The sequence below is a fragment of the Pseudomonas monteilii NBRC 103158 = DSM 14164 genome (genome assembly GCF_000730605.1).
Taxonomy (GTDB): Bacteria; Pseudomonadota; Gammaproteobacteria; order Pseudomonadales; family Pseudomonadaceae; genus Aquipseudomonas; species Aquipseudomonas monteilii.
The window spans coordinates 201,590-219,588 of the sequence record NZ_BBIS01000012.1 but is presented as its reverse complement, the minus strand read 5'-3'; the positions used below and the strand labels follow the sequence as shown (position 1 = coordinate 219,588).

Below are 17,999 nucleotides of genomic sequence, written 5' to 3'. Positions count from 1 at the left end.
GCTTCCGAAAGAGGGCTGATACCAGTCTAGCCAAGCGTAAGCATTAGTACCAAAGGCAGGGTGGCTGCGGCGGCCACGGTCTGCAGGGCAATGATGGTGGCCATCAGCGGGGCGTTGCCACCCATTTGCCGTGCCATCACGTAGGACGAAGAGGCGGTAGGCAGGGCCTGGAACAGCACCGCCACGACCGCTGCTTGGCCACTCAGGCCAACCAGGCGACACAAGCCCCAGGTGGTCAGCGGCATGATCAGAAACTTGAACGCCGAGGCCGCCATCAACGGTCGCACCTGCTGGCCCAGGCTGGCGCCACCCAGTGCCGCGCCAACGCACAGCAGACCCATCGGCAGGGCGGCCTGGCCCAGCGCCTTGATCGTGGGTTCGATGCCGGGCGGCAGGCCCAGCCCCGTCACCCGCAGCAGTAAGCCGCCCGCGCAACCGACGATCAAAGGGTTGGCGAAAATCGCCCTCAGCACCGTGGCCGGTGAACTGTGGCGGGCGCTGAAGCGGGCGAACACCAGCACGCACAGCAGGTTGACCAAGGGCACGATGGCGGCATTGGCCACTGCGGCCAGGGCGATGCCGGCGCTGCCGTAGATGCCGGCGGCCAGTGTGGCGCCAATGTAGTTGTTGAAGCGGATACCGCCCTGGAAGACCGACGTGAAATCGGCGCCATCGTGGCTCACAGCGCCTTGGTACAGCACCAGTAGCAGCGCCCCGGTCAGGGTCGACAGCATCAGCACACCGACCATCCCCAGCACTGGCACGCCGTCGAGGTTGGCCGTGGCCAGGCCGTGCAGGAACAACGAGGGAAGCAATACGTAGTAGCTCAGGCGTTCGGCACCCGGCCAGAAGCTTTCGACCAAAAAGCCGCGAAGGCGCAGGAAGGTGCCCAGGGCAATCAGCAGGATGATCGGTAGCAGGGTGGTCAGCAGCAACGGGAGCATGTTCGACGTTCCGTGGTCGGGTACGCGCACAGACTACGGGTGAGAAAGGGTTTGTAAAAACGTTGTTTTCTGCACTGACTGTTGAGAAAAAATGCATTGTTGAGGCGACGGCGCCCGTTGGCGCTCACGCTTCCAAGGCCGTCTTCAACACCGCACTTAAATGCCGCCGCTGGCTTTTCTCATGCTCCAGCAACACCACCCGCCGGGTCAGTTGCGGTTCGCCAAACGGCAGGCAGGTGGCGGGTGGCAGGCGTTGCAGGTCGTCATCCGCCATGGGGATGATCGCCACGCCCAGGCCCATCACGGCCATGCGCGCCAGGGCCTCCTGGCTGTCCAGCTCCATTTGCTCGCTCACCTGCAGATGCTGGCGGCGCAGTTCCTGCTCGATCTGCCGCCCGGCCCAGGCGCGTTTGTCGAAGCGCAGGAACGGTTGGCTGGCCAGCAACTCGGCTACACCGTGCCCGGCCAGTTCCGGGCTGGCGATGGCCCAGAAGCGGTCCTCGAACAACGGTGTGAAGTCCAGGCTTTGCGGGTAGGGGCTGACCGGCTCGGTGGTGATCGCTGCATCGAGTTCGCCGTCCTCCACGCGCCGCGCCAGTTCCGCCGACATCCCCGACGCCACGCTGATATGCAATTGCGGATGGTGGGTCTTGATCCAGACCAGCGCCTTGGGCAGACGCCGCGCCAGCACCGTGTGGATGGCCCCCAGGCGCAGGCGGCCACGCAGGCCAGGGCCACTGGCCAGGGCGTCGGCCAGTTCGTCATAGGCGCCCAGGATGGTTTCGGCACGCGCCACGGCCAACTGGCCGGCCTCGGTCAGTACCACCTGCCGACGGCTGCGGTCGAACAAGGTCACCTGCAATTCGTCTTCAAGGGTTTTGATGTGCAGGCTCACTGCCGAAGGTGTGAGGCTGAGCAGGTCGGCGGCGCGGGCAAAGGTGCCATGGCGGGCGATGGTTACCAGGGTGCGCAGGGCTTTGAGGGACATGCGGATGAGGTCCGGTTTCAAGCTGACAGAGCTGCATTGTCAGGCCCGGCCCTATCGCCGGCAACACTGTTCAGTGCCCGTTGCGCCCGTACGCCTGGCTGATCCGGTCAATCACCATGGCCAACGCGACAATTGCCAGCCCGGCCTCCACACCTTGCCCCACATTCAGCGTCTGGATCCCCATCAGTACATCCTCACCCAACCCGCGGGCGCCGATCATCGAAGCCATCACCACCATTGACAGGGCCATCATTACCGACTGGTTCAGCCCGGCCATGATGCTCGGCAGCGCCAGCGGAAGGGCAATGCGCCGCAAGCGTTGCCAGCGGCTGGCCCCCAGACCGTGCGCGGCCTGTAGCAGCGAGGGGTCGATCTGGCTCAGGCCCAGTTCGGTCAATCGCACCAACGGCGGCAGGGCGTAGATCAGTGTGGCAAACACGGCGGGCACCTTGCCCAGGCCGAACAGCATCAGCACCGGGATCAGGTAAACGAAAGCAGGCAGCGTCTGCATCACATCCAGCACTGGCAACAACAGCCGCTTCGCCAGTGGCCGGGCAGCCAGCAGAATGCCCAGCGGCACGCCCACCAGCACGCACAGGCCGGTACTCACCAGCACCAAGGCCAAGGTTTGCAGCAGTTTGTCCCACAGCCCGAGCATGCCGATCAGGGCCAGCAGCGACACCAGTACCGCACTGCGCAGCAGGCTTCGGCTGGCGTGCCAGGCCAGCACGCCTACCAGCAGCAACAACAGCCACCACGGCAACAGGCGCAGCAGGTTTTCCAGGGCTACCAGCAGTTGCAGCAACTGGTCGGAAACGCTACGCAAATGATCGCCGTAGTTCAGTACCAGCCAATCGACCAACCGGTTGACGCTGTCGGCAAAGGAAAACTGCAAGGCTTGCGGGAAGCCGTTGCTCACAGGCTGCCCTCGACCCTGGCGGCGACTTCACTGGGTAGCCAGGCCTTCCAGACGGCACGGTTGTCACGCAGGAAGGCGAGGGCGGCATCGCGCGGCGGCGTGCGTTTTTCGCTCATGTCGGCCAGCGCCTTGTTGAGCCGGTCGATCGGCAAGTCGACCTGTTCGAACACCGTCACCAGGTCCGGGTAGCCTTCACGGAAGGCTTTGGACACACCAATCGACAACTTTGCCGGCAGCGAACGGCTGCCCTGCGGGTTGGGGTTGCTGGCATCGGTGAGGGTGGCCCAGGCCTGGGCATCGAACGGTGGTTCTTCAAGCCGTATGAGCTTGTAGCGCCCCATCAATGGGGTCGGGTTCCAGTAGTAGAACAACACCGGCTGGCCACGGCGGAAGGCTGAGCCGATTTCGGCATCCATCGCAGCACCGGAGCCACTGCGGAAGTTGGTGTACAGGTTGTCCAGGCCGTATGCCTTGAGCTTCTGGCTGTTGACCGTTTCCGATGTCCAGCCAGTGGGGCTGTTCAGGAAGCGACCTTTGTCGGGCGACTCGGGGTCACGAAATACCTGCGGGTAACGCTTGAGGTCGTCGACATGGCGCAATTCGGGCGCCATGGGCTTCAGTTTGCGAGCGGCGTCGCCCTCGATCACATACGCAGGCACCCACCAGCCTTCTTCGGCGTTCTTCACCGTATCACCCAGTGCGAATACCTGGCCTGCCTGCTCGGCTTTGACCCAGGCCGGGCTGCGTCCGGCCCACTCTTCGGCGATCACTTGCAGGTCGTTGCGGGCCAGGGCCACCTCCATGCTGACCGTGCTGCCGGGCAGGGTGTCTGTAGGGTAGCCATAACCGCGCTCCACGATCAGCCGCAGGATTTCGGTAGTGAGGGCGCCGCTTTCCCAGCCGATGGCACCAAAATGGATGGGTGGGCGTTGTTCTGCCGAAGCGGCACTGTCAGTGCTTGCCAGGCCTACGGCCAGCAGCAGGCCCGCCAGCAGTGTTGAAAGCTTCTTCATCCAGACCTCGTCGTTTGCCGCGCCTTGGGTGCAGGCAAGTGTAGACGACGAGGTTTGAGCGGTATTCAGGGCCGCACGAGGCGGCCCAGCCTGCCTCAGACGCGGAACTGGTCCATCAGCGCCTGCTGCTGGTTGGCCAGGCTGTTCAGCGACTGGCTGACCCGCGCCGACTCGTTGGCCTGGCCCGACAGCGACTCCGTGACGTCGCGGATCGTCGCCACGTTGCTGTTGATTTCTTCAGCCACCGCGCTTTGCTCTTCGGCGGCGGAGGCGATCTGCAGGTTCATGTCGGTAATCACGGTCACCGCCTGGCCGATACGCTGCAACGCCGTCACGGCCTGGCCAACCTGCTCGACGCCGCCCTGGGCCTGGCGATGGCTGTTGTCCATGGCGTCGACCACCTCGCGGGTGCCTGCCTGCAAGGCTTCTATCACCTGGCGGGTTTCTTCCACCGACTCCTGGGTACGCCGGGCCAGGTTGCGCACTTCATCGGCCACCACGGCAAAGCCACGGCCGGCTTCACCGGCGCGGGCAGCCTCGATGGCCGCGTTGAGGGCCAGCAGGTTGGTCTGCTCGGCAATCGAGCGGATCACCTCCAGCACCGAGCCGATCTTCTCGCTGTTTTGCGCCAGGCCCTGGACCTCGGCCATGGCGTCGCTCATGTTGGCGGCCAGGGCATCGATGCTGGTGGTGGTGTGGTCGATCACCGCCAGGCCTTCACGGGTGGCCTGATCGGCATCACGGGCAGCCTGCGCGGCCTGGGCCGCGCTGCGGGCCACGTCCTGGGCGGTGGCGCTCATTTCGTGCGAGGCGGTGACCACCTGGTCGACCTGGCGGTACTGCTGTTCCATGCCGGCGCTGGTTTCACTGGCAATGGCCGAGGACTGGTCGGCGGTACCTCGGGCGGCCTGCACCGAGCGTTTGACCTCGGCGATGGTCGGCTGCAGCTTGTCGAGGAAGCGGTTGAACCAGCCGGCCAGTTCGCCCAGTTCGTCCTGTTTCTGGTAGGCCAGGCGGCGGGTCAGGTCGCCCTCACCACTGGCAATGTCCTTGAGCATGGCGGCCACGCCAAGGATGGGCCGGGTAACGCCACGGGCCATCAGCCACACCATCAGCAGGCCGGCAATGGCTGCAGCCAGGCCCAGGCCCAGTTCAAGCAGGGTGCCGCTGGTGTTCAGCGTGTCCAGTTCCTGCTTCAGCTTTTCGGCAGGCCCTGTCAGAGCGTTTTCCGGCACATCCAGCAGCACGCCCCAAGGTTGGGCGTCGGGGATCGGCCGGAACGCGGCCAGCACTTTCAGGCGCTGTTGGTCGTGCAGGATGGTCATCTTGCCATCGGCCAGCTTGCGCACCAGTTCGGCGCCGTTGGTAGGGTCCACCTGATCGAAGCGCTGGGCCAGCTTGCTGGCATCGGCGCTGTAGCCGGCCAGCAGGCCGACCGGGCTGAGGATGCCGACCGTGGTGCGGCCTTCGTACAGGCTGCGGCTGGCGTCCTGGCTCAGGGCCTGCAGGCTGTTGAGGTTGATGTCGATGGACAGGGTGGCAATGATCTTGCCGTTGACCGCCAGCGGGAAGACGATGCTGGTCATCAGCACCTGCTGGCCATCGATGTCGTAAAAGTACGGCTCCACCACGCACACCTTGCCGGTGGTGCGCGGGCACACCCACCAGGTGTTGGCCGGCTGGCCGCTGGGGCCGATCTCGGTGTTGGCCATGTCATGCTCGGGCAGCGCCATGGCGGTCAGCTGGCCGGCGCGCGGTTGCGACCAGTACAGGGCAAAACGCCCGGTTTCGTTGCTGCCCAGCTCCGCCTTGCCGGCAAACAGGCTGTCCTTGTTGTCCAGTGCGTTGGGTTCGAACACCAGCGAGAGGCCAAGCAGGTCGGGGTTGGCCTGCAGTGCGGCGCGCACTTGGCGGGTCATGTCCTCGCGCAGGTCGAAGGCATCTAGATAGCGTTTTTCCGCCTGCTCACGCAGGAACAGCACCTGGCGGGCGAAGCCTGCACCGTACTGATAGGCGTCCATGAACTGGCGGCGGATATTCAGGGCTTGCACCTCACCCTGCGACTCGATGCGCGATTGCGCCGCCTCGGTCAGCATCTGCATGCTGCTGGCTTTGACCAGGTCCGAGCTGTGGTCCATGCGGTACAGCGACAGGCCAACGAGCAAGGTGACGATGCCGGCCAGGCAGAGACCGGCGAGCAGGGTGATTTTCCACTGGATGGAAAGTTGTCGCAAAGGCATGGGGTCGAATCCCTTGTAATAAGAGTGTGGCTAGCGACTGTGTCGGCGGGCGCCGTTTTTTCTTTATTCAAACGTTCAATTTAATTGTTGAGGTCGCTTGCGACCCCCTGTGGGAGCGTGATCCTTTAGGAGTTGCTAATGCGCCGCAACATGGCGCTTTTGACATCTGCCGCCCACTGCTTCAGAGTTCGCGCTTTTTTCTGTCGTAATGAGGTAAGCCAACCATGAATGCAGTGATCGCCGCGGTCGGCATCATGCTGATACTCAGCCTGTCCCGCGTGCATGTGGTCATCGCCCTGATCATTGGCGCCCTGGTCGGTGGGCTGGTGGGCGGCCTGGGCGTCGAAGGCACGCTCAAGGCCTTCAACGGCGGCCTGGGCGGGGGTGCCACGGTGGCCTTGTCCTATGCACTGTTGGGCGCTTTTGCCGTGGCCATCGCCAAGTCCGGCCTGGCCCATGCCTTGGCTGACCGTGCACTGGCCATGATCGATCGCCAGGGCCACGCCAATGGCGGCAAGGTCAAATGGCTGATGATTGGCCTGATGCTGGTGGTGGCGGTGTCGTCGCAGAATATCCTGCCCATCCACATTGCCTTCATCCCGCTGCTGGTGCCGCCGCTTTTGTATGTGCTGACCCGTTTGCGCATCGACCGTCGGCTGATCGCCTGCGTCATCACCTTCGGTCTGATTACCCCGTACATGTTCCTGCCGGTGGGGTTTGGCAACATCTTCCTCAACGAAATCCTGCTGGCCAACGTTGCCCGTGCCGGTGTCGATGTGAGTGGCGTCAATGTGACCCAGGCCATGGCCATCCCGGCGGCAGGCATGCTCGCAGGCCTGTTGCTGGCCGTCTTCATCAGCTACCGAAAGAAGCGTGACTACGACCTGGCCCGCATCGAGCAGGTGGAACAGGTGAGCGTGCAGTACAACCCGCTGACACTGCTGGTGGCCGGGCTGGCAATTGCCGCAGCGTTCATCGTCCAGTTGTTGCTGGACTCGATGATCATCGGGGCCATGGTCGGCTTCCTGATTTTCTCGCTGTCGGGCATCGTCAAATGGAAGGACACCGATGACCTGTTCACCGAGGGCATGAAGATGATGGCCATGATCGGCTTCATCATGATTGCCGCCTCGGGGTTTGCCGATGTGATGAAGGCTACCGGTGAGGTGAAAAGCCTGGTGGAAACCTCGGCCCAGTGGATCGACCACAGCAAGGGCATCGGCGCCTTGCTGATGCTGCTGGTGGGCCTGCTGGTGACCATGGGTATCGGCTCGTCGTTCTCCACTGTGCCGATCCTGGCCGCGATCTTCGTGCCGCTGTGCGTGCAACTGGGCTTCGACCCGGTAGCCACGGTGTGCATCGTTGGTACTGCCGGTGCCTTGGGAGATGCGGGCTCGCCGGCTTCGGACTCGACCCTGGGCCCAACCTCGGGCCTGAACGTCGACGGCCAGCATCACCATATCTGGGACACCGTGGTGCCGACCTTCATCCACTACAACCTGCCGCTGCTGGCGTTCGGCTGGTTGGCTGCGATGACCTTGTAAGGCGGGGAGGGCGTCAGCCCTTGTCGGGCGGCGGCGAGATGCGGTTGAGCACGGTGCTGCCGTCCTTGCTGCGGGTCAGGTAGACCGGCAGCACCTTGGGCAGGTTGTTGACCAGGCGGCCCACTTCACGGGTGTTGTAAATGCCGCTGATGCGGATGCGACCGGTGCTGGCATCGGCCAGCAGCAGCGGCGCGTCGAGGTAGCGGTTGATCACCGGCAGCGCCTGTTCCAGGCTCAGGTTGTCGAGCACCAGCTTGCCGCTGCGCCAGGCCAGGCTGTTGCCGTAGTCGTCGCTCTGCTCCAGTTGGGGCTCGAAATCGCCCTGGTGGTAGCTGGCCTGCATGCCTGGCCCAAGGCGATAACCGCCGGTGCTGCCATCGCTGGACACCAGTACCGAGCCTTCCACCAGGGTGACCTTGACCTGGTCCTGGTACTTCCACACGTTGAACTGGGTGCCGGTGACCCGTGTCTGGCCGCGACCGGCGCGCACGATGAACGGGTGGTTGCTGTCGTGCTGAACCTTGAAGAACGCCTCGCCGCGCTTGAGCATGACCTGGCGCTGGTCCTTGTAGTTGAGGTAGGTGAGCTCGGTATTGAGGTTGAGCTGCACCGTGCTGCCGTCGCTCAGCTCCACGGTCTGCATGCGGTCACTGGCTTCGAAGTGCTGGTAGTGGTTGGGCAGCCAACCTTGTTCCCAGCCCACCCAACCGGCCAGCGGCAGTACCGCCAGGGCGATGGCTGCGGCAGACGCCAGCGGGCGCCAGCTGCGTGGACGCGCAGGGTGTCGGGCAGGCGGGTTGAACTCGACGACAGTGGCGGTGCGTGGCAACAGGTCGGCGGTTTGCCAGATTTCCAGCATTGCCTCGTATTCCTCGGCATGCCGCGGATCTGCCGCAAGCCAGCGGGCGAAAGCCTCGCGCTCGCCAGCCGTGCAGTCTTCGGCGTGCAGGCGCATGCACCAATGCGCGGCGGCGTCGGTCATGGCATCGTCTGGGCTGGGATTGAGGCGGTCGTGGTTCATTGCGGCTCCGGGTTTTGCGCATTCTACCCTTGCTAGAGGGCTCCCGAGAACCGATGTAATGGCGAATGACTATCAGTTGTGCCGTTTTTTCGTCGGATTTGCAACGGTTTTTCAGCGTTTGAGAACCCTTCGCGCAAGTAAATGCAGGCTGAGATCCTTGGGGCTGCTGCGCAGCCCATCGCGACACAAGGGGCGCAAAGCGCCCCCAACGTCCTATCAGAATTGCGCCGCCTCCAGCCCATAAAGGCTGTCACTACCGGCCCGAATACTGGCCTCAAGCCCCAACCCACGCGGCAAAATACGTTGGAAGAAGAACGCCGCACACGCCAGCTTGGCACCGTAAAAGTCAGCGTCCTCGTCCTGCTTGGCCACCGCCGCCGCGGCCATCCGCGCCCACATGTAGGCATATGCCGTCAGCCCGAACAGCTGCAGGTACTCTACCGCCACCGAGCTGACCAGATTGGCATCCTCGCCGACACGTGCCCGCAGCCACGCACTGGTCGCCTCCAACCGCGCCAGGCTTGCCTGCAGGGCTTCGCGGTGCAACGGGGCATCCACGCTGAAACTCCGCACTTCGGCGGCAAAGCTGGCCAGCGCGTGGCCGCCGTCGGCCAGTACCTTGCGGCCGAGCAGGTCCAGAGCCTGAATACCGTTGGTACCTTCATAAATCTGCGCAATGCGCACGTCACGCACCCGCTGCTCTTGCCCCCACTCGCGGATATACCCATGGCCGCCATACACCTGCTGGCCAAGCACGCAGCTTTCCAGGCCGTTGTCGGTGAAGAACGCCTTGGCCACTGGCGTCAACAGTGCCACCAGGCGCTGGGCATGTTCGCGTTCGCCGGTGTCTTCAGCGTAACGGGCCAGGTCCAGCTGCTGGCCAACGTAGGCGGCAAACGCCCGGCCACCTTCGGTGAGGGTGCGCATGGTCAGCAGCATGCGCCGAACATCGCCGTGGTGGATGATGGGGTCGGCCGCCTTGTCCTGCGCCTGCGGGCCGCTGGCGGCGCGGCTTTGCAGGCGCTCGTTGGCGTAACGGGCGGCGCTTTGATAAGAGGCTTCGGCGCAGCCGATGCCCTGGATACCGATGGACAGGCGCTCGTAGTTCATCATGGTGAACATGGCTGCCAGGCCCTTGTTCGGCTCGCCCACCAGGTAACCGATGGCGCCATCGAAGTTCATCACACAGGTGGCCGATGCCTTGATGCCCATCTTGTGCTCGATCGAGCCGCAATGGGCGGCGTTGCGTGCGCCCAGGCTGCCGTCGGCCTCGACCAGGTACTTGGGCACCAGAAACAGCGAGATGCCTTTGGCGCCAGCAGGTGCATCCGGCAGCTTGGCCAGGACCAGGTGGACGATGTTCTCGGTCAGGTCCTGCTCGCCACCGGTAATGAAAATCTTGCTGCCACTGATGTGATAGCTGCCATCGGCCTGGGGTTCGGCACGCGTGCGGATCAGCCCCAGATCGGTGCCGGCATGGGGTTCGGTGAGGCACATGGTGCCCGCCCAGCGGCCTTCGTACAGGGGCGGCAAGTAAGTGGCCTTGAGCGTTTCGCTGGCGTGGGCATCGATGGCCAGGCAGCTGCCAGCACTCAAGGCCGAATACAGGCTGAAGCTGCAATCGGCGGCGTAGAGCATTTCTTCGAACAGCACGCCCAGCATTTTCGGCATGCCCATGCCGCCATACGCCGGGTTGCCGCCCAAGCCGACCCAGCCGCCTTCGCGGTAGGTGTGCCAGGCTTTGCGGAAACCGTCTGGTGTGGTGACCTGGCCTGCTTCGAAGTGCACGCCTTGTTCGTCGCCGTTGCGGCTGAGCGGAGCGATCAGCTGGCCGGTGACTTTGGCGGCTTCTTCGAGGATGGCGTCGGCGGTGTCGGCGTCGATGCGCTCGGCCAGGGCGGGCAGGCGGGCCCACAGGGCCGGGGCGTTGAATACGTCATGCAGGACGAAGCGCATGTCGCGCAGTGGGGCTGAATAGGTAGTCATCGTTGGCTCTTGAAGGGGAGAAATCAGGTGCGGCCTCTTCGCGGGCATGCCCGCGAAGAGGCCGCTACGGGATCAGAGGGCTTTGGCCCGGTCGCGCAGCACGTACTTCTGGATCTTGCCGGTGGAGGTTTTGGGCAGCTCGCCAAACACCACGGTCTTGGGCACCTTGAACCCGGCCAGGTGCTCGCGGCACCAGCTGGTGATGTCGGCTTCGCGGGTGTCTTCCCTGCCAGGCTTCAGGGCTACGAAGGCGCATGGGGTTTCTCCCCATTTTTCATCCGGGCGCGCCACCACGGCGGCCTCGAGCACCGCCGGGTGTTTGTACAGGGCGTCCTCGACCTCGATGGTGGAAATGTTCTCGCCACCGGAAATGATGATGTCCTTGAGCCGGTCCTTGATCTCCACATAACCGTCCGCATGCCACACGGCCAGGTCGCCGGTGTGGAACCAGCCGCCACGGAAGGCTTCGGCGGTGGCCTCGGGGTTCTTCAGGTAGCCCTTCATCACCGTGTTGCCGCGCATGAAAATCTCGCCCAGCGTGTTGCCATCGCGCGGCACCGGCTCGAGGGTTTGCGGGTCGGCGACCATCAGGCCGTCGAGGGTCGGGTAACGCACACCTTGGCGTGACTTGATGCGCGCGCGTTCTTCCAGCGTCAGTTCGTCCCACGCGTCATGCCAGGCACACACGGTCACCGGGCCGTAGACTTCGGTCAGGCCGTAGGTGTGGGTGACCTGGATACCCATTTCTTCCACGGCACCGATCACCTTGGCCGGTGGTGCGGCGCCGGCCACCATGGCCTGTACCGGGTGCTCGATGGCGGCCTTGGCGGCTTCCGGCATGTTGACCAAGGCGTTGAGCACGATCGGTGCGCCGCACAGGTGGCTGACCCGGTGTTCGCGGATAAGGTTAAGGATCTTCTGCGGGTCGACCCGGCGCAGGAAAACATGCGTACCGGCCAGGGCGGTGATGGTCCAGGGGTAGCACCAGCCGTTGCAGTGGAACATCGGCAAGGTCCACAGGTACACCGGGCGATGCCCCATGGCCCAGGTCATCTGGTTACCCAAGGCGTTCAGGTAGGCGCCGCGGTGGTGGTAGACCACACCTTTTGGGTTGCCGGTGGTGCCGGAGGTGTAGTTGAGCGAAATGGCCTGCCACTCGTCATCCGGCCACTCCCAGGCATATTCTGGGTCGCCCTCGGCGAGCAGGGCCTCGTAGTCCAGCTCGCTGACCGCACGGCCTTCGCCGTACTCGGGGTCATCCACGTCCACTACCAATGGCGGATGTTCGAGCAGCGCCAGGGCGGCTTCAATCACCGCATGGAACTCGCGGTCGGTAATCAGCACCTTGGCTTCGCCGTGCTGCAGCATGAAGGCGATGGCCTCGGCGTCCAGGCGTACGTTCAGGGTATTGAGCACGGCACCGGTCATGGGCACGCCAAAGTGGGCTTCGAGCATGGCGGGGGTGTTGGGCAGCATCACTGCCACGGTGTCGCCACGGCCGATGCCGCGGCCCGCCAGGGCACTGGCCAGGCGGCGGCAGCGTTGGTAGGTGTCTTGCCAGTTACGGCGGATGGCGCCGTGAATCACGGCTGGATACTGGCCGTACACGGCAGCGGTGCGTTCGATGAAACTCAGCGGGGTGAGGGCGACATGGTTGACGGCAGCGGGCATCAGGCCCTGGGCATAGATCGACATGCGGTAATCCTGTAAGGGAGGCAGGCGCAGCCTGTGCGCTTGGCCCCCGGTGGCTGATTGTTAGCTCTGTTCAGGGTGCGGGGAGGCGTACGGTAGGTCGCCTTCCTCTGTCGCAGTTTTACGCGAACCGATATGGTAGTAGGAATATCGACTATAGCAATATAGTAAAACTACTATAACAACGAGCCGCCTACCGTGGACAAGACCGCTTATCCCTTGCTCGACAAGGACCCTCAACCCAGCCTGCTGCTGGCCGATGACGCCAGGCCGCTGGCGCTCAACCCCGCGCTGCAAGCCTGGGTAGATGAAGGCCCGGGGTTGGCCAGCTGGCTGCCGGCCAACTGCGCCGCGCTGGTACGTGCCTGCCTGCGCCAGCATCGGGCGATTGCCGATGTCGAGGTGCAGGTGGGTGAGCGCATCGTGCTGTGGACGTTCATTCCTGATGACCAGGGGCAGCAGGTGCTAGGGCGCTGCCGTGACGCCAGCGAAGAGCGCCAGGGGGCGCGAGAGGCCAGCCGCGCACGGCGCTTGTATCGGCTGATCATCGAGAACACCACCGACCTGATCTCCCGGCACAGCCCCGATGGCCGCTTTCTCGATGCTTCTCCGGCCGCATTCCGCCTGCTCGGGTTGTGGCCCGAGCAACTGCGCGGCATGCCCGTGCACAGCTTGCTGCACCCGCGCGAGCGGCGCCAGGTGCTGCGCCAGGCGGCAGCGGCGCTGGACCAGGATGGCTACCACACCATGACCTGCCGGGTACGCCAGGCTGCGGGCGGTTACCGTTGGTTCGAAATCGCCAGCCGGGCCATCCGCGAAACCTACACCGGCACGGTGGTGGAGGTGGTCAGCGTGTCCCGCGACATCACCTTGCGCATCGAAGCCCAGGAAAGCCTGGCGCACAGTGCCCGGCTGGCCACCCTCGGCGAACTGGCCTCGGGCATTGCCCACGAGATCAACCAGCCGTTGGCTGCGGTGGTCAATTACGCCAACGCCAGCTTGCGCTACCTGTCGAGCATCGAGCGCGACCCGCAGGCCCGTGAGCGTGTAGGGCAGGGGTTGCAACGCATCAGCGAACAGGCCACCCACGCCGCTGAAGTGATCCGCCGCTTGCGCGCTTTCCTGCGCAAGGGGCCACGAAACCTGCAGGCGCTGGACGTGACCGAGGTCGCCGAGGAGGCCATGCGCTTGTGCGCTTGGGAGGCCGCGCGCGACCACGTGACGGTGGAGCTGCGCATGAGTACGCAACTGCCCTTGGTGTACGCCGACCGGGTGTTGCTGGAACAGGTCCTGCTCAACCTGTTGCGCAATGCCATCGATGCCAACCGCGAGCAGCAGGGCGAGCGGCCGTCACGTATCCTGCTCGGCGCTGTGCGTGATGGCGACGGCGTGCTGGTGGAGGTGGCTGACCAGGGCCCGGGTGTGGACCCCGAGCGCCTGGACGAAATCTTCACGCCGTTCACCACCAGCAAGGCCGACGGCCTGGGCCTGGGTTTGAGCATGAGCCGCAGCCTGATCGAAGGCTTTGGCGGCAGCCTGTGGGCGCGGGCGGGTGACAACGGCGGTCTGGTATTGTGCTGCCGCCTGGCGGTCAGCAGGGGATAAGGGGGAGTTGAGGGTGCAAGCGAAGGTGTATGTGGTCGATGACGACCAAGGGATGCGCGACTCGACGGTGTGGCTGCTGGAGTCGGTGGGTTTGCAGGCGTTGCCGTTTGCCAGTGGGCAGGCATTTCTCGATGCCTGCGTCGACGATAGGCCTGCCTGTGTGCTGCTGGATGTGCGCATGCCGGGGCTGGGCGGGCTTGCGGTACAGCAGGCGATGCGCGAGCGCGGCCTGGCGCTGCCGGTGATCTTCGTCAGTGGCCATGCCGATGTACCGATCGTGGTGCGCGCGTTCAAGGCTGGCGCCTGCGACTTCATCGAAAAGCCTTACAACGACCAGTTGCTGCTCGACAGCGTGCAGGCCGCGCTGGAGCATGCCACGCGTGCGCGGCAGGGCGATCAGGCATTGGCCCAGGTGCAGGCGCGTATCGACGGCCTGACGCCGCGTGAGCGTGATGTGTTCGTGCCGCTGGCCCAGGGGTTGAACAACCGAGAGATTGCCGAGCAACTGGGCATCAGCGTAAAGACCGTGGACCTGTACCGGGGGCGGGTGATGAAGCGTTTGCAGGCGGGCAGCCTGGCAGAACTGGTGGGCATGGCGATTGCCTGTGGGGCTGTGGAGGCATTGGGCTTGCGAGCGCGCTAGCCGCCTTGGCGCCCCACCCCTAACAGAAGCGGCATTTCAGCCAGAAATATGAAATTTTGCATAGCTACCTAATCAAGGCTTTGACATTCACTGCCTAGGCAGTAATATTTTCACACAATTACCCGAGCAATCCCCGATGGCCCATTTTTCCCCCGAAAACTTCCAGACCTGCGCCATCGGCATGTTGCTCGGCCGCGCAGCGATCCTGAAGGACCGCATTCTCGACTGGCACCTTGAATCAGAGGGCGTCACCGCCGCGCAGTTCAAGGTGCTGATCATCGTCACTCAGTACCAGGTAGACACCCCGGCCGAGCTGTGCCGCTACCTGGGCCTGGACAGCGGTTCGATGACCCGCATGCTCGACCGCCTCGAACAGAAGGACCTGATCGTGCGCAACCGCTGCGCCGACGACCGCCGCCAGGTGCGCCTGGCGCTCACCGCCGACGGCCAGCGCCTGGCCGACCGCCTGCCGGAAATTGGCGCCGCCGCCATGAACGAGTTGTGCGGCGTGCTGGCACCTGACGAGCTCAAGGCCCTGGAAGGCCTGCTGGCCAAGGTGCTGCTCAGTGCTGGCGACCCGTTGACGATCCGCCGTTTTGGCGACCGTTGAACCCTGTCACGAATTATCCAAGGTATTGTCATGGCCACTCCCGCAGACACCCCGACTCCCTCCGCCGCGCCCGAGCCGTCGCGCAAGCGCAAGGCCTGGCTGCTTGGCCTGGTGTTGTTGCTGATCCTTGCCGGTATCGGCACCTGGGCCTGGTACAGCCTGGTCGGGCGCTGGCACGAAAGCACCGACGATGCCTACGTCAACGGCAACGTGGTGGAGATCACCCCGCTGGTCACCGGCACCGTCACCAGCATTGGTGCCGATGACGGCGACCTGGTCCACGCCGGCCAGGTGTTGCTGCAATTCGACCCGGCCGACAGCGAGGTGGCCTTGCAGTCCGCCGAGGCCAAGCTGGCGCGCAGTGTGCGGCAGGTACGCGGGCTGTACAGCAACGTCGACTCGCTCAAGGCTCAGCTGGAAACCCGCCAGGCCGAATTGCGCAAGGCACAGCAGGACTTCAACCGGCGCAAGGTGCTCGCCGACAGCGGTGCCATTGCCGCAGAAGAGCTGTCTCATGCCCGCGACGACCTGAGTGTGGCCCAGGCTGCTGTCAACAGTGCCCGCCAGCAACTCAGCACCAGCAGCGCGCTGGTCGATGACACCGTGGTGTCTTCGCATCCCGAGGTGATGGCTGCTGCTGCCGACCTGCGTCAGGCCTACCTCGATCATGCCCGTACCACCTTGGTGGCACCGGTAACCGGCTACGTTGCCAAGCGCACCGTGCAATTGGGCCAGCGCCTGCAACCGGGCACTGCGACCATGGCGGTGATCCCGCTGGACCAGGTGTGGATCGATGCCAACTTCAAGGAAACCCAGCTGCGTGACATGCGCATCGGCCAGCCGGTGCAGATCAGCGCCGACCTGTACGGCGGCGAGGTCAAGTACAGCGGCACGGTGGACAGCCTGGGGGCCGGTACCGGTAGCGCATTCGCGTTGTTGCCTGCACAAAACGCCACTGGCAACTGGATCAAGATCGTGCAGCGGGTGCCGGTGCGTATTCACCTCAGCCCTGACCAGCTCAAGGACCACCCGTTGCGCATCGGCCTTTCCACGGTGGTGGAAGTCGACCTGCACGACCAGAGTGGCCCGGCCCTGGCCCAGCAGCCGCCGCAGCAGGCCAGCTACACCACCCAGGTGTACGACCGCCAACTGGTCGAGGCAGACGACCTGATTGCCCGGCTGATTCACGAAAACAGCGCAACCGGCAAGACGGCCCAGCGATGAGCAACAACGCCGCTGCCCAGTTCACGCCGCCGAGCCTGCTGCTGACCACCATCGGCCTGTCGCTGGCGACGTTCATGCAGGTGCTCGACACCACCATCGCCAACGTGGCGTTGCCGACCATTTCCGGCAACCTGGGGGTGAGTTACGAGCAGGGCACCTGGGTCATCACGTCGTTCGCGGTGAGCAACGCCATCGCCTTGCCGCTGACCGGCTGGCTGAGCCGGCGGTTTGGTGAAGTGAAACTGTTCATCTGGGCCACGCTGCTGTTCGTGCTGGCCTCGTTCCTGTGCGGTATCGCCCAGTCGATGCCGGAGCTGGTCGGCTTTCGCGTGTTGCAAGGGGTGGTTGCCGGGCCGTTGTACCCGATGACCCAGACCTTGCTGATTGCCGTGTACCCCCCGGCCAAGCGGGGGATGGCGTTGGCGCTGCTGGCGATGGTCACGGTGGTGGCGCCGATTGCCGGGCCGATTCTGGGGGGCTGGATTACCGACAGCTACAGTTGGCCATGGATCTTCTTCATCAACGTGCCCATCGGCCTGTTCGCCGCCGCCGTCGTGCGTCAGCAGATGCGTTCGCGGCCTGTGGTCACCAGCCGCCAGCCGATGGATTACATCGGTTTGCTCACGTTGATCATCGGTGTCGGCGCGTTGCAGGTGGTGCTGGACAAAGGCAATGACCTGGATTGGTTCGAGTCTTCGTTCATCATCGTCGGTAGCCTGATTTCGGTGGTGTTTCTGGCCGTGTTCGTGATCTGGGAACTGACCGACCGCCACCCTGTGGTGAACTTGCGCCTGTTCGTGCACCGCAACTTCCGGGTTGGCACCCTTGTGCTGGTCGGGGGGTATGCGGGGTTCTTCGGCATCAACCTGATCCTGCCGCAATGGTTGCAGACGCAGATGGGCTACACCGCGACCTGGGCGGGCCTGGCGGTGGCGCCAATCGGCTTGCTGCCGGTGATCATGTCGCCGTTCGTGGGCAAGTATGCGCACCGGTTCGACCTGCGGGTGCTGGCGGGGCTGGCGTTCCTGGCGATCGGTACCAGCTGCTATATGCGTGCGGGCTTCACCAGTGAGGTGGACTTCCAGCATGTGGCCCTGGTGCAGTTGTTCATGGGTATTGGTGTGGCGCTGTTCTTCATGCCGACCTTGAGCATCCTGCTGTCTGACCTGCCGCCGCACCAGATCGCCGACGGGTCGGGGCTGGCGACCTTCCTGCGTACGCTGGGGGGGAGTTTTGCCGCGTCGTTGACGACCTGGATCTGGATTCGTCGGGCGGATCAGCACCATGCTTACCTGAGCGAGAATATCAGCCAGTTCGACCCGGCTACGCGGCATACGCTTGAGCAACTGGGTGGGGCTAACCCGCAGAGCTATGCGCAACTTGAGCAGATACTCAATGGGCAGGCGTACATGATGTCGACGGTGGATTACTTCACCTTGATGACCTGGGTGTTTGCCGGGTTGATCTTGCTGGTGTGGTTTGCCAAGCCACCGTTCATCGCCAAGGCGGGACCGGCTTCGGCAGGGCATTGAAGCCGCAGTATCACGGCCACAACCCTGGGTTACCCCCA

General features: G+C 64.2%; 14 protein-coding genes and 1 pseudogene. 6 read left to right on the top strand and 9 right to left on the bottom strand.

All coding sequences use genetic code 11. From position 1 onward, the window contains the following. Nucleotides 1–26: 26 nt before the first annotated feature. From PM2_RS08015 to PM2_RS32025, 6 genes and pseudogenes are all read right to left on the bottom strand, one after another. Complete coding sequence (locus tag PM2_RS08015; RefSeq protein ID WP_028698837.1) at nt 27–944, bottom strand: AEC family transporter; 918 nt, start codon at nt 942–944, stop codon at nt 27–29. Nucleotides 945–1,068: 124 nt separating this feature from the next. Then, nucleotides 1,069–1,932 (bottom strand): LysR family transcriptional regulator, encoded by an 864-nt coding sequence (locus PM2_RS08010; RefSeq protein WP_016713877.1) that lies wholly within the window; start codon nt 1,930–1,932, stop codon nt 1,069–1,071. A gap of 70 nt (nt 1,933–2,002) precedes the next feature. Beyond that, entirely contained in the window at nt 2,003–2,851 is an 849-nt protein-coding gene (locus PM2_RS08005; RefSeq protein WP_016713878.1) for an ABC transporter permease, read from the bottom strand. After that, nucleotides 2,848–3,864, bottom strand: a complete 1,017-nt coding sequence (locus PM2_RS08000) for an ABC transporter substrate-binding protein (protein WP_016713879.1) — start codon at nt 3,862–3,864, stop codon at nt 2,848–2,850. Before PM2_RS08000 ends, PM2_RS08005 begins: the two co-directional genes overlap by 4 nt. Nucleotides 3,865–3,959: 95 nt before the next feature. Next, complete coding sequence (locus tag PM2_RS32030; RefSeq protein WP_371058886.1) at nt 3,960–4,715, bottom strand: methyl-accepting chemotaxis protein; 756 nt, start codon at nt 4,713–4,715, stop codon at nt 3,960–3,962. A 102-nt stretch (nt 4,716–4,817) separates the two neighbouring features. Beyond that, nucleotides 4,818–5,783: pseudogene (locus PM2_RS32025) on the bottom strand (methyl-accepting chemotaxis protein); the annotation flags it as partial. A 545-nt stretch (nt 5,784–6,328) separates the two neighbouring features. On the opposite strand from PM2_RS32025, the gene PM2_RS07990 reads away from it, so the two are divergent. Continuing rightward, a complete protein-coding gene (locus tag PM2_RS07990; RefSeq protein ID WP_016713881.1) occupies nt 6,329–7,648 on the top strand; it encodes a Na+/H+ antiporter family protein in 1,320 nt (439 codons plus the stop codon). Nucleotides 7,649–7,661: 13 nt separating this feature from the next. Here PM2_RS07990 and PM2_RS07985 read toward each other — a convergent pair whose 3' ends face one another. The 3 genes from PM2_RS07985 to PM2_RS07975 form a co-directional block, all read right to left on the bottom strand. Next, entirely contained in the window at nt 7,662–8,669 is a 1,008-nt protein-coding gene (locus PM2_RS07985) for a FecR family protein (RefSeq protein ID WP_016713882.1), read from the bottom strand. Between the two features lie 216 nt (nt 8,670–8,885). After that, a complete protein-coding gene (locus PM2_RS07980) occupies nt 8,886–10,655 on the bottom strand; it encodes an acyl-CoA dehydrogenase C-terminal domain-containing protein (RefSeq protein ID WP_028698838.1) in 1,770 nt (589 codons plus the stop codon). A gap of 72 nt (nt 10,656–10,727) precedes the next feature. Then, a complete protein-coding gene (locus PM2_RS07975) occupies nt 10,728–12,350 on the bottom strand; it encodes an acyl-CoA synthetase (RefSeq protein ID WP_016713884.1) in 1,623 nt (540 codons plus the stop codon). A gap of 195 nt (nt 12,351–12,545) precedes the next feature. Between PM2_RS07975 and PM2_RS07970 the strand changes: the two genes are divergently transcribed. From PM2_RS07970 to PM2_RS07950, 5 genes are all read left to right on the top strand, one after another. Further along, on the top strand, nt 12,546–13,952 hold the full coding sequence (locus PM2_RS07970; protein ID WP_016713885.1) for a sensor histidine kinase: 1,407 nt from the start codon (nt 12,546–12,548) through the stop codon (nt 13,950–13,952). Between the two features lie 13 nt (nt 13,953–13,965). Further along, nucleotides 13,966–14,595, top strand: coding sequence for a response regulator transcription factor (locus tag PM2_RS07965; RefSeq protein WP_016713886.1), 630 nt, complete (start codon nt 13,966–13,968; stop codon nt 14,593–14,595). Between the two features lie 136 nt (nt 14,596–14,731). Continuing rightward, nucleotides 14,732–15,205, top strand: coding sequence for a MarR family winged helix-turn-helix transcriptional regulator (locus PM2_RS07960; protein WP_016713887.1), 474 nt, complete (start codon nt 14,732–14,734; stop codon nt 15,203–15,205). A 30-nt stretch (nt 15,206–15,235) separates the two neighbouring features. After that, nucleotides 15,236–16,429: an HlyD family secretion protein gene (locus PM2_RS07955; RefSeq protein WP_028698839.1), complete on the top strand. Its 1,194-nt coding sequence runs from the start codon at nt 15,236–15,238 to the stop codon at nt 16,427–16,429. Beyond that, on the top strand, nt 16,426–17,961 hold the full coding sequence (locus tag PM2_RS07950; protein ID WP_016713889.1) for a DHA2 family efflux MFS transporter permease subunit: 1,536 nt from the start codon (nt 16,426–16,428) through the stop codon (nt 17,959–17,961). Before PM2_RS07955 ends, PM2_RS07950 begins: the two co-directional genes overlap by 4 nt. Nucleotides 17,962–17,999 lie beyond the last annotated feature (38 nt).

Coding starts and splice junctions, on each gene's coding strand:
- PM2_RS08015 (WP_028698837.1), bottom strand. CDS start 944: ATGCTCCCGTTGCTGCTGACCACCCTGCTACCGATCATCCTGCTGATT.
- PM2_RS07990 (WP_016713881.1), top strand. CDS start 6,329: ATGAATGCAGTGATCGCCGCGGTCGGCATCATGCTGATACTCAGCCTG.
- PM2_RS08010 (WP_016713877.1), bottom strand. CDS start 1,932: ATGTCCCTCAAAGCCCTGCGCACCCTGGTAACCATCGCCCGCCATGGC.
- PM2_RS08000 (WP_016713879.1), bottom strand. CDS start 3,864: ATGAAGAAGCTTTCAACACTGCTGGCGGGCCTGCTGCTGGCCGTAGGC.
- PM2_RS07980 (WP_028698838.1), bottom strand. CDS start 10,655: ATGACTACCTATTCAGCCCCACTGCGCGACATGCGCTTCGTCCTGCAT.
- PM2_RS07955 (WP_028698839.1), top strand. CDS start 15,236: ATGGCCACTCCCGCAGACACCCCGACTCCCTCCGCCGCGCCCGAGCCG.
- PM2_RS07975 (WP_016713884.1), bottom strand. CDS start 12,350: ATGTCGATCTATGCCCAGGGCCTGATGCCCGCTGCCGTCAACCATGTC.
- PM2_RS07950 (WP_016713889.1), top strand. CDS start 16,426: ATGAGCAACAACGCCGCTGCCCAGTTCACGCCGCCGAGCCTGCTGCTG.
- PM2_RS07985 (WP_016713882.1), bottom strand. CDS start 8,669: ATGAACCACGACCGCCTCAATCCCAGCCCAGACGATGCCATGACCGAC.
- PM2_RS07960 (WP_016713887.1), top strand. CDS start 14,732: ATGGCCCATTTTTCCCCCGAAAACTTCCAGACCTGCGCCATCGGCATG.
- PM2_RS32030 (WP_371058886.1), bottom strand. CDS start 4,715: ATGGAACAGCAGTACCGCCAGGTCGACCAGGTGGTCACCGCCTCGCAC.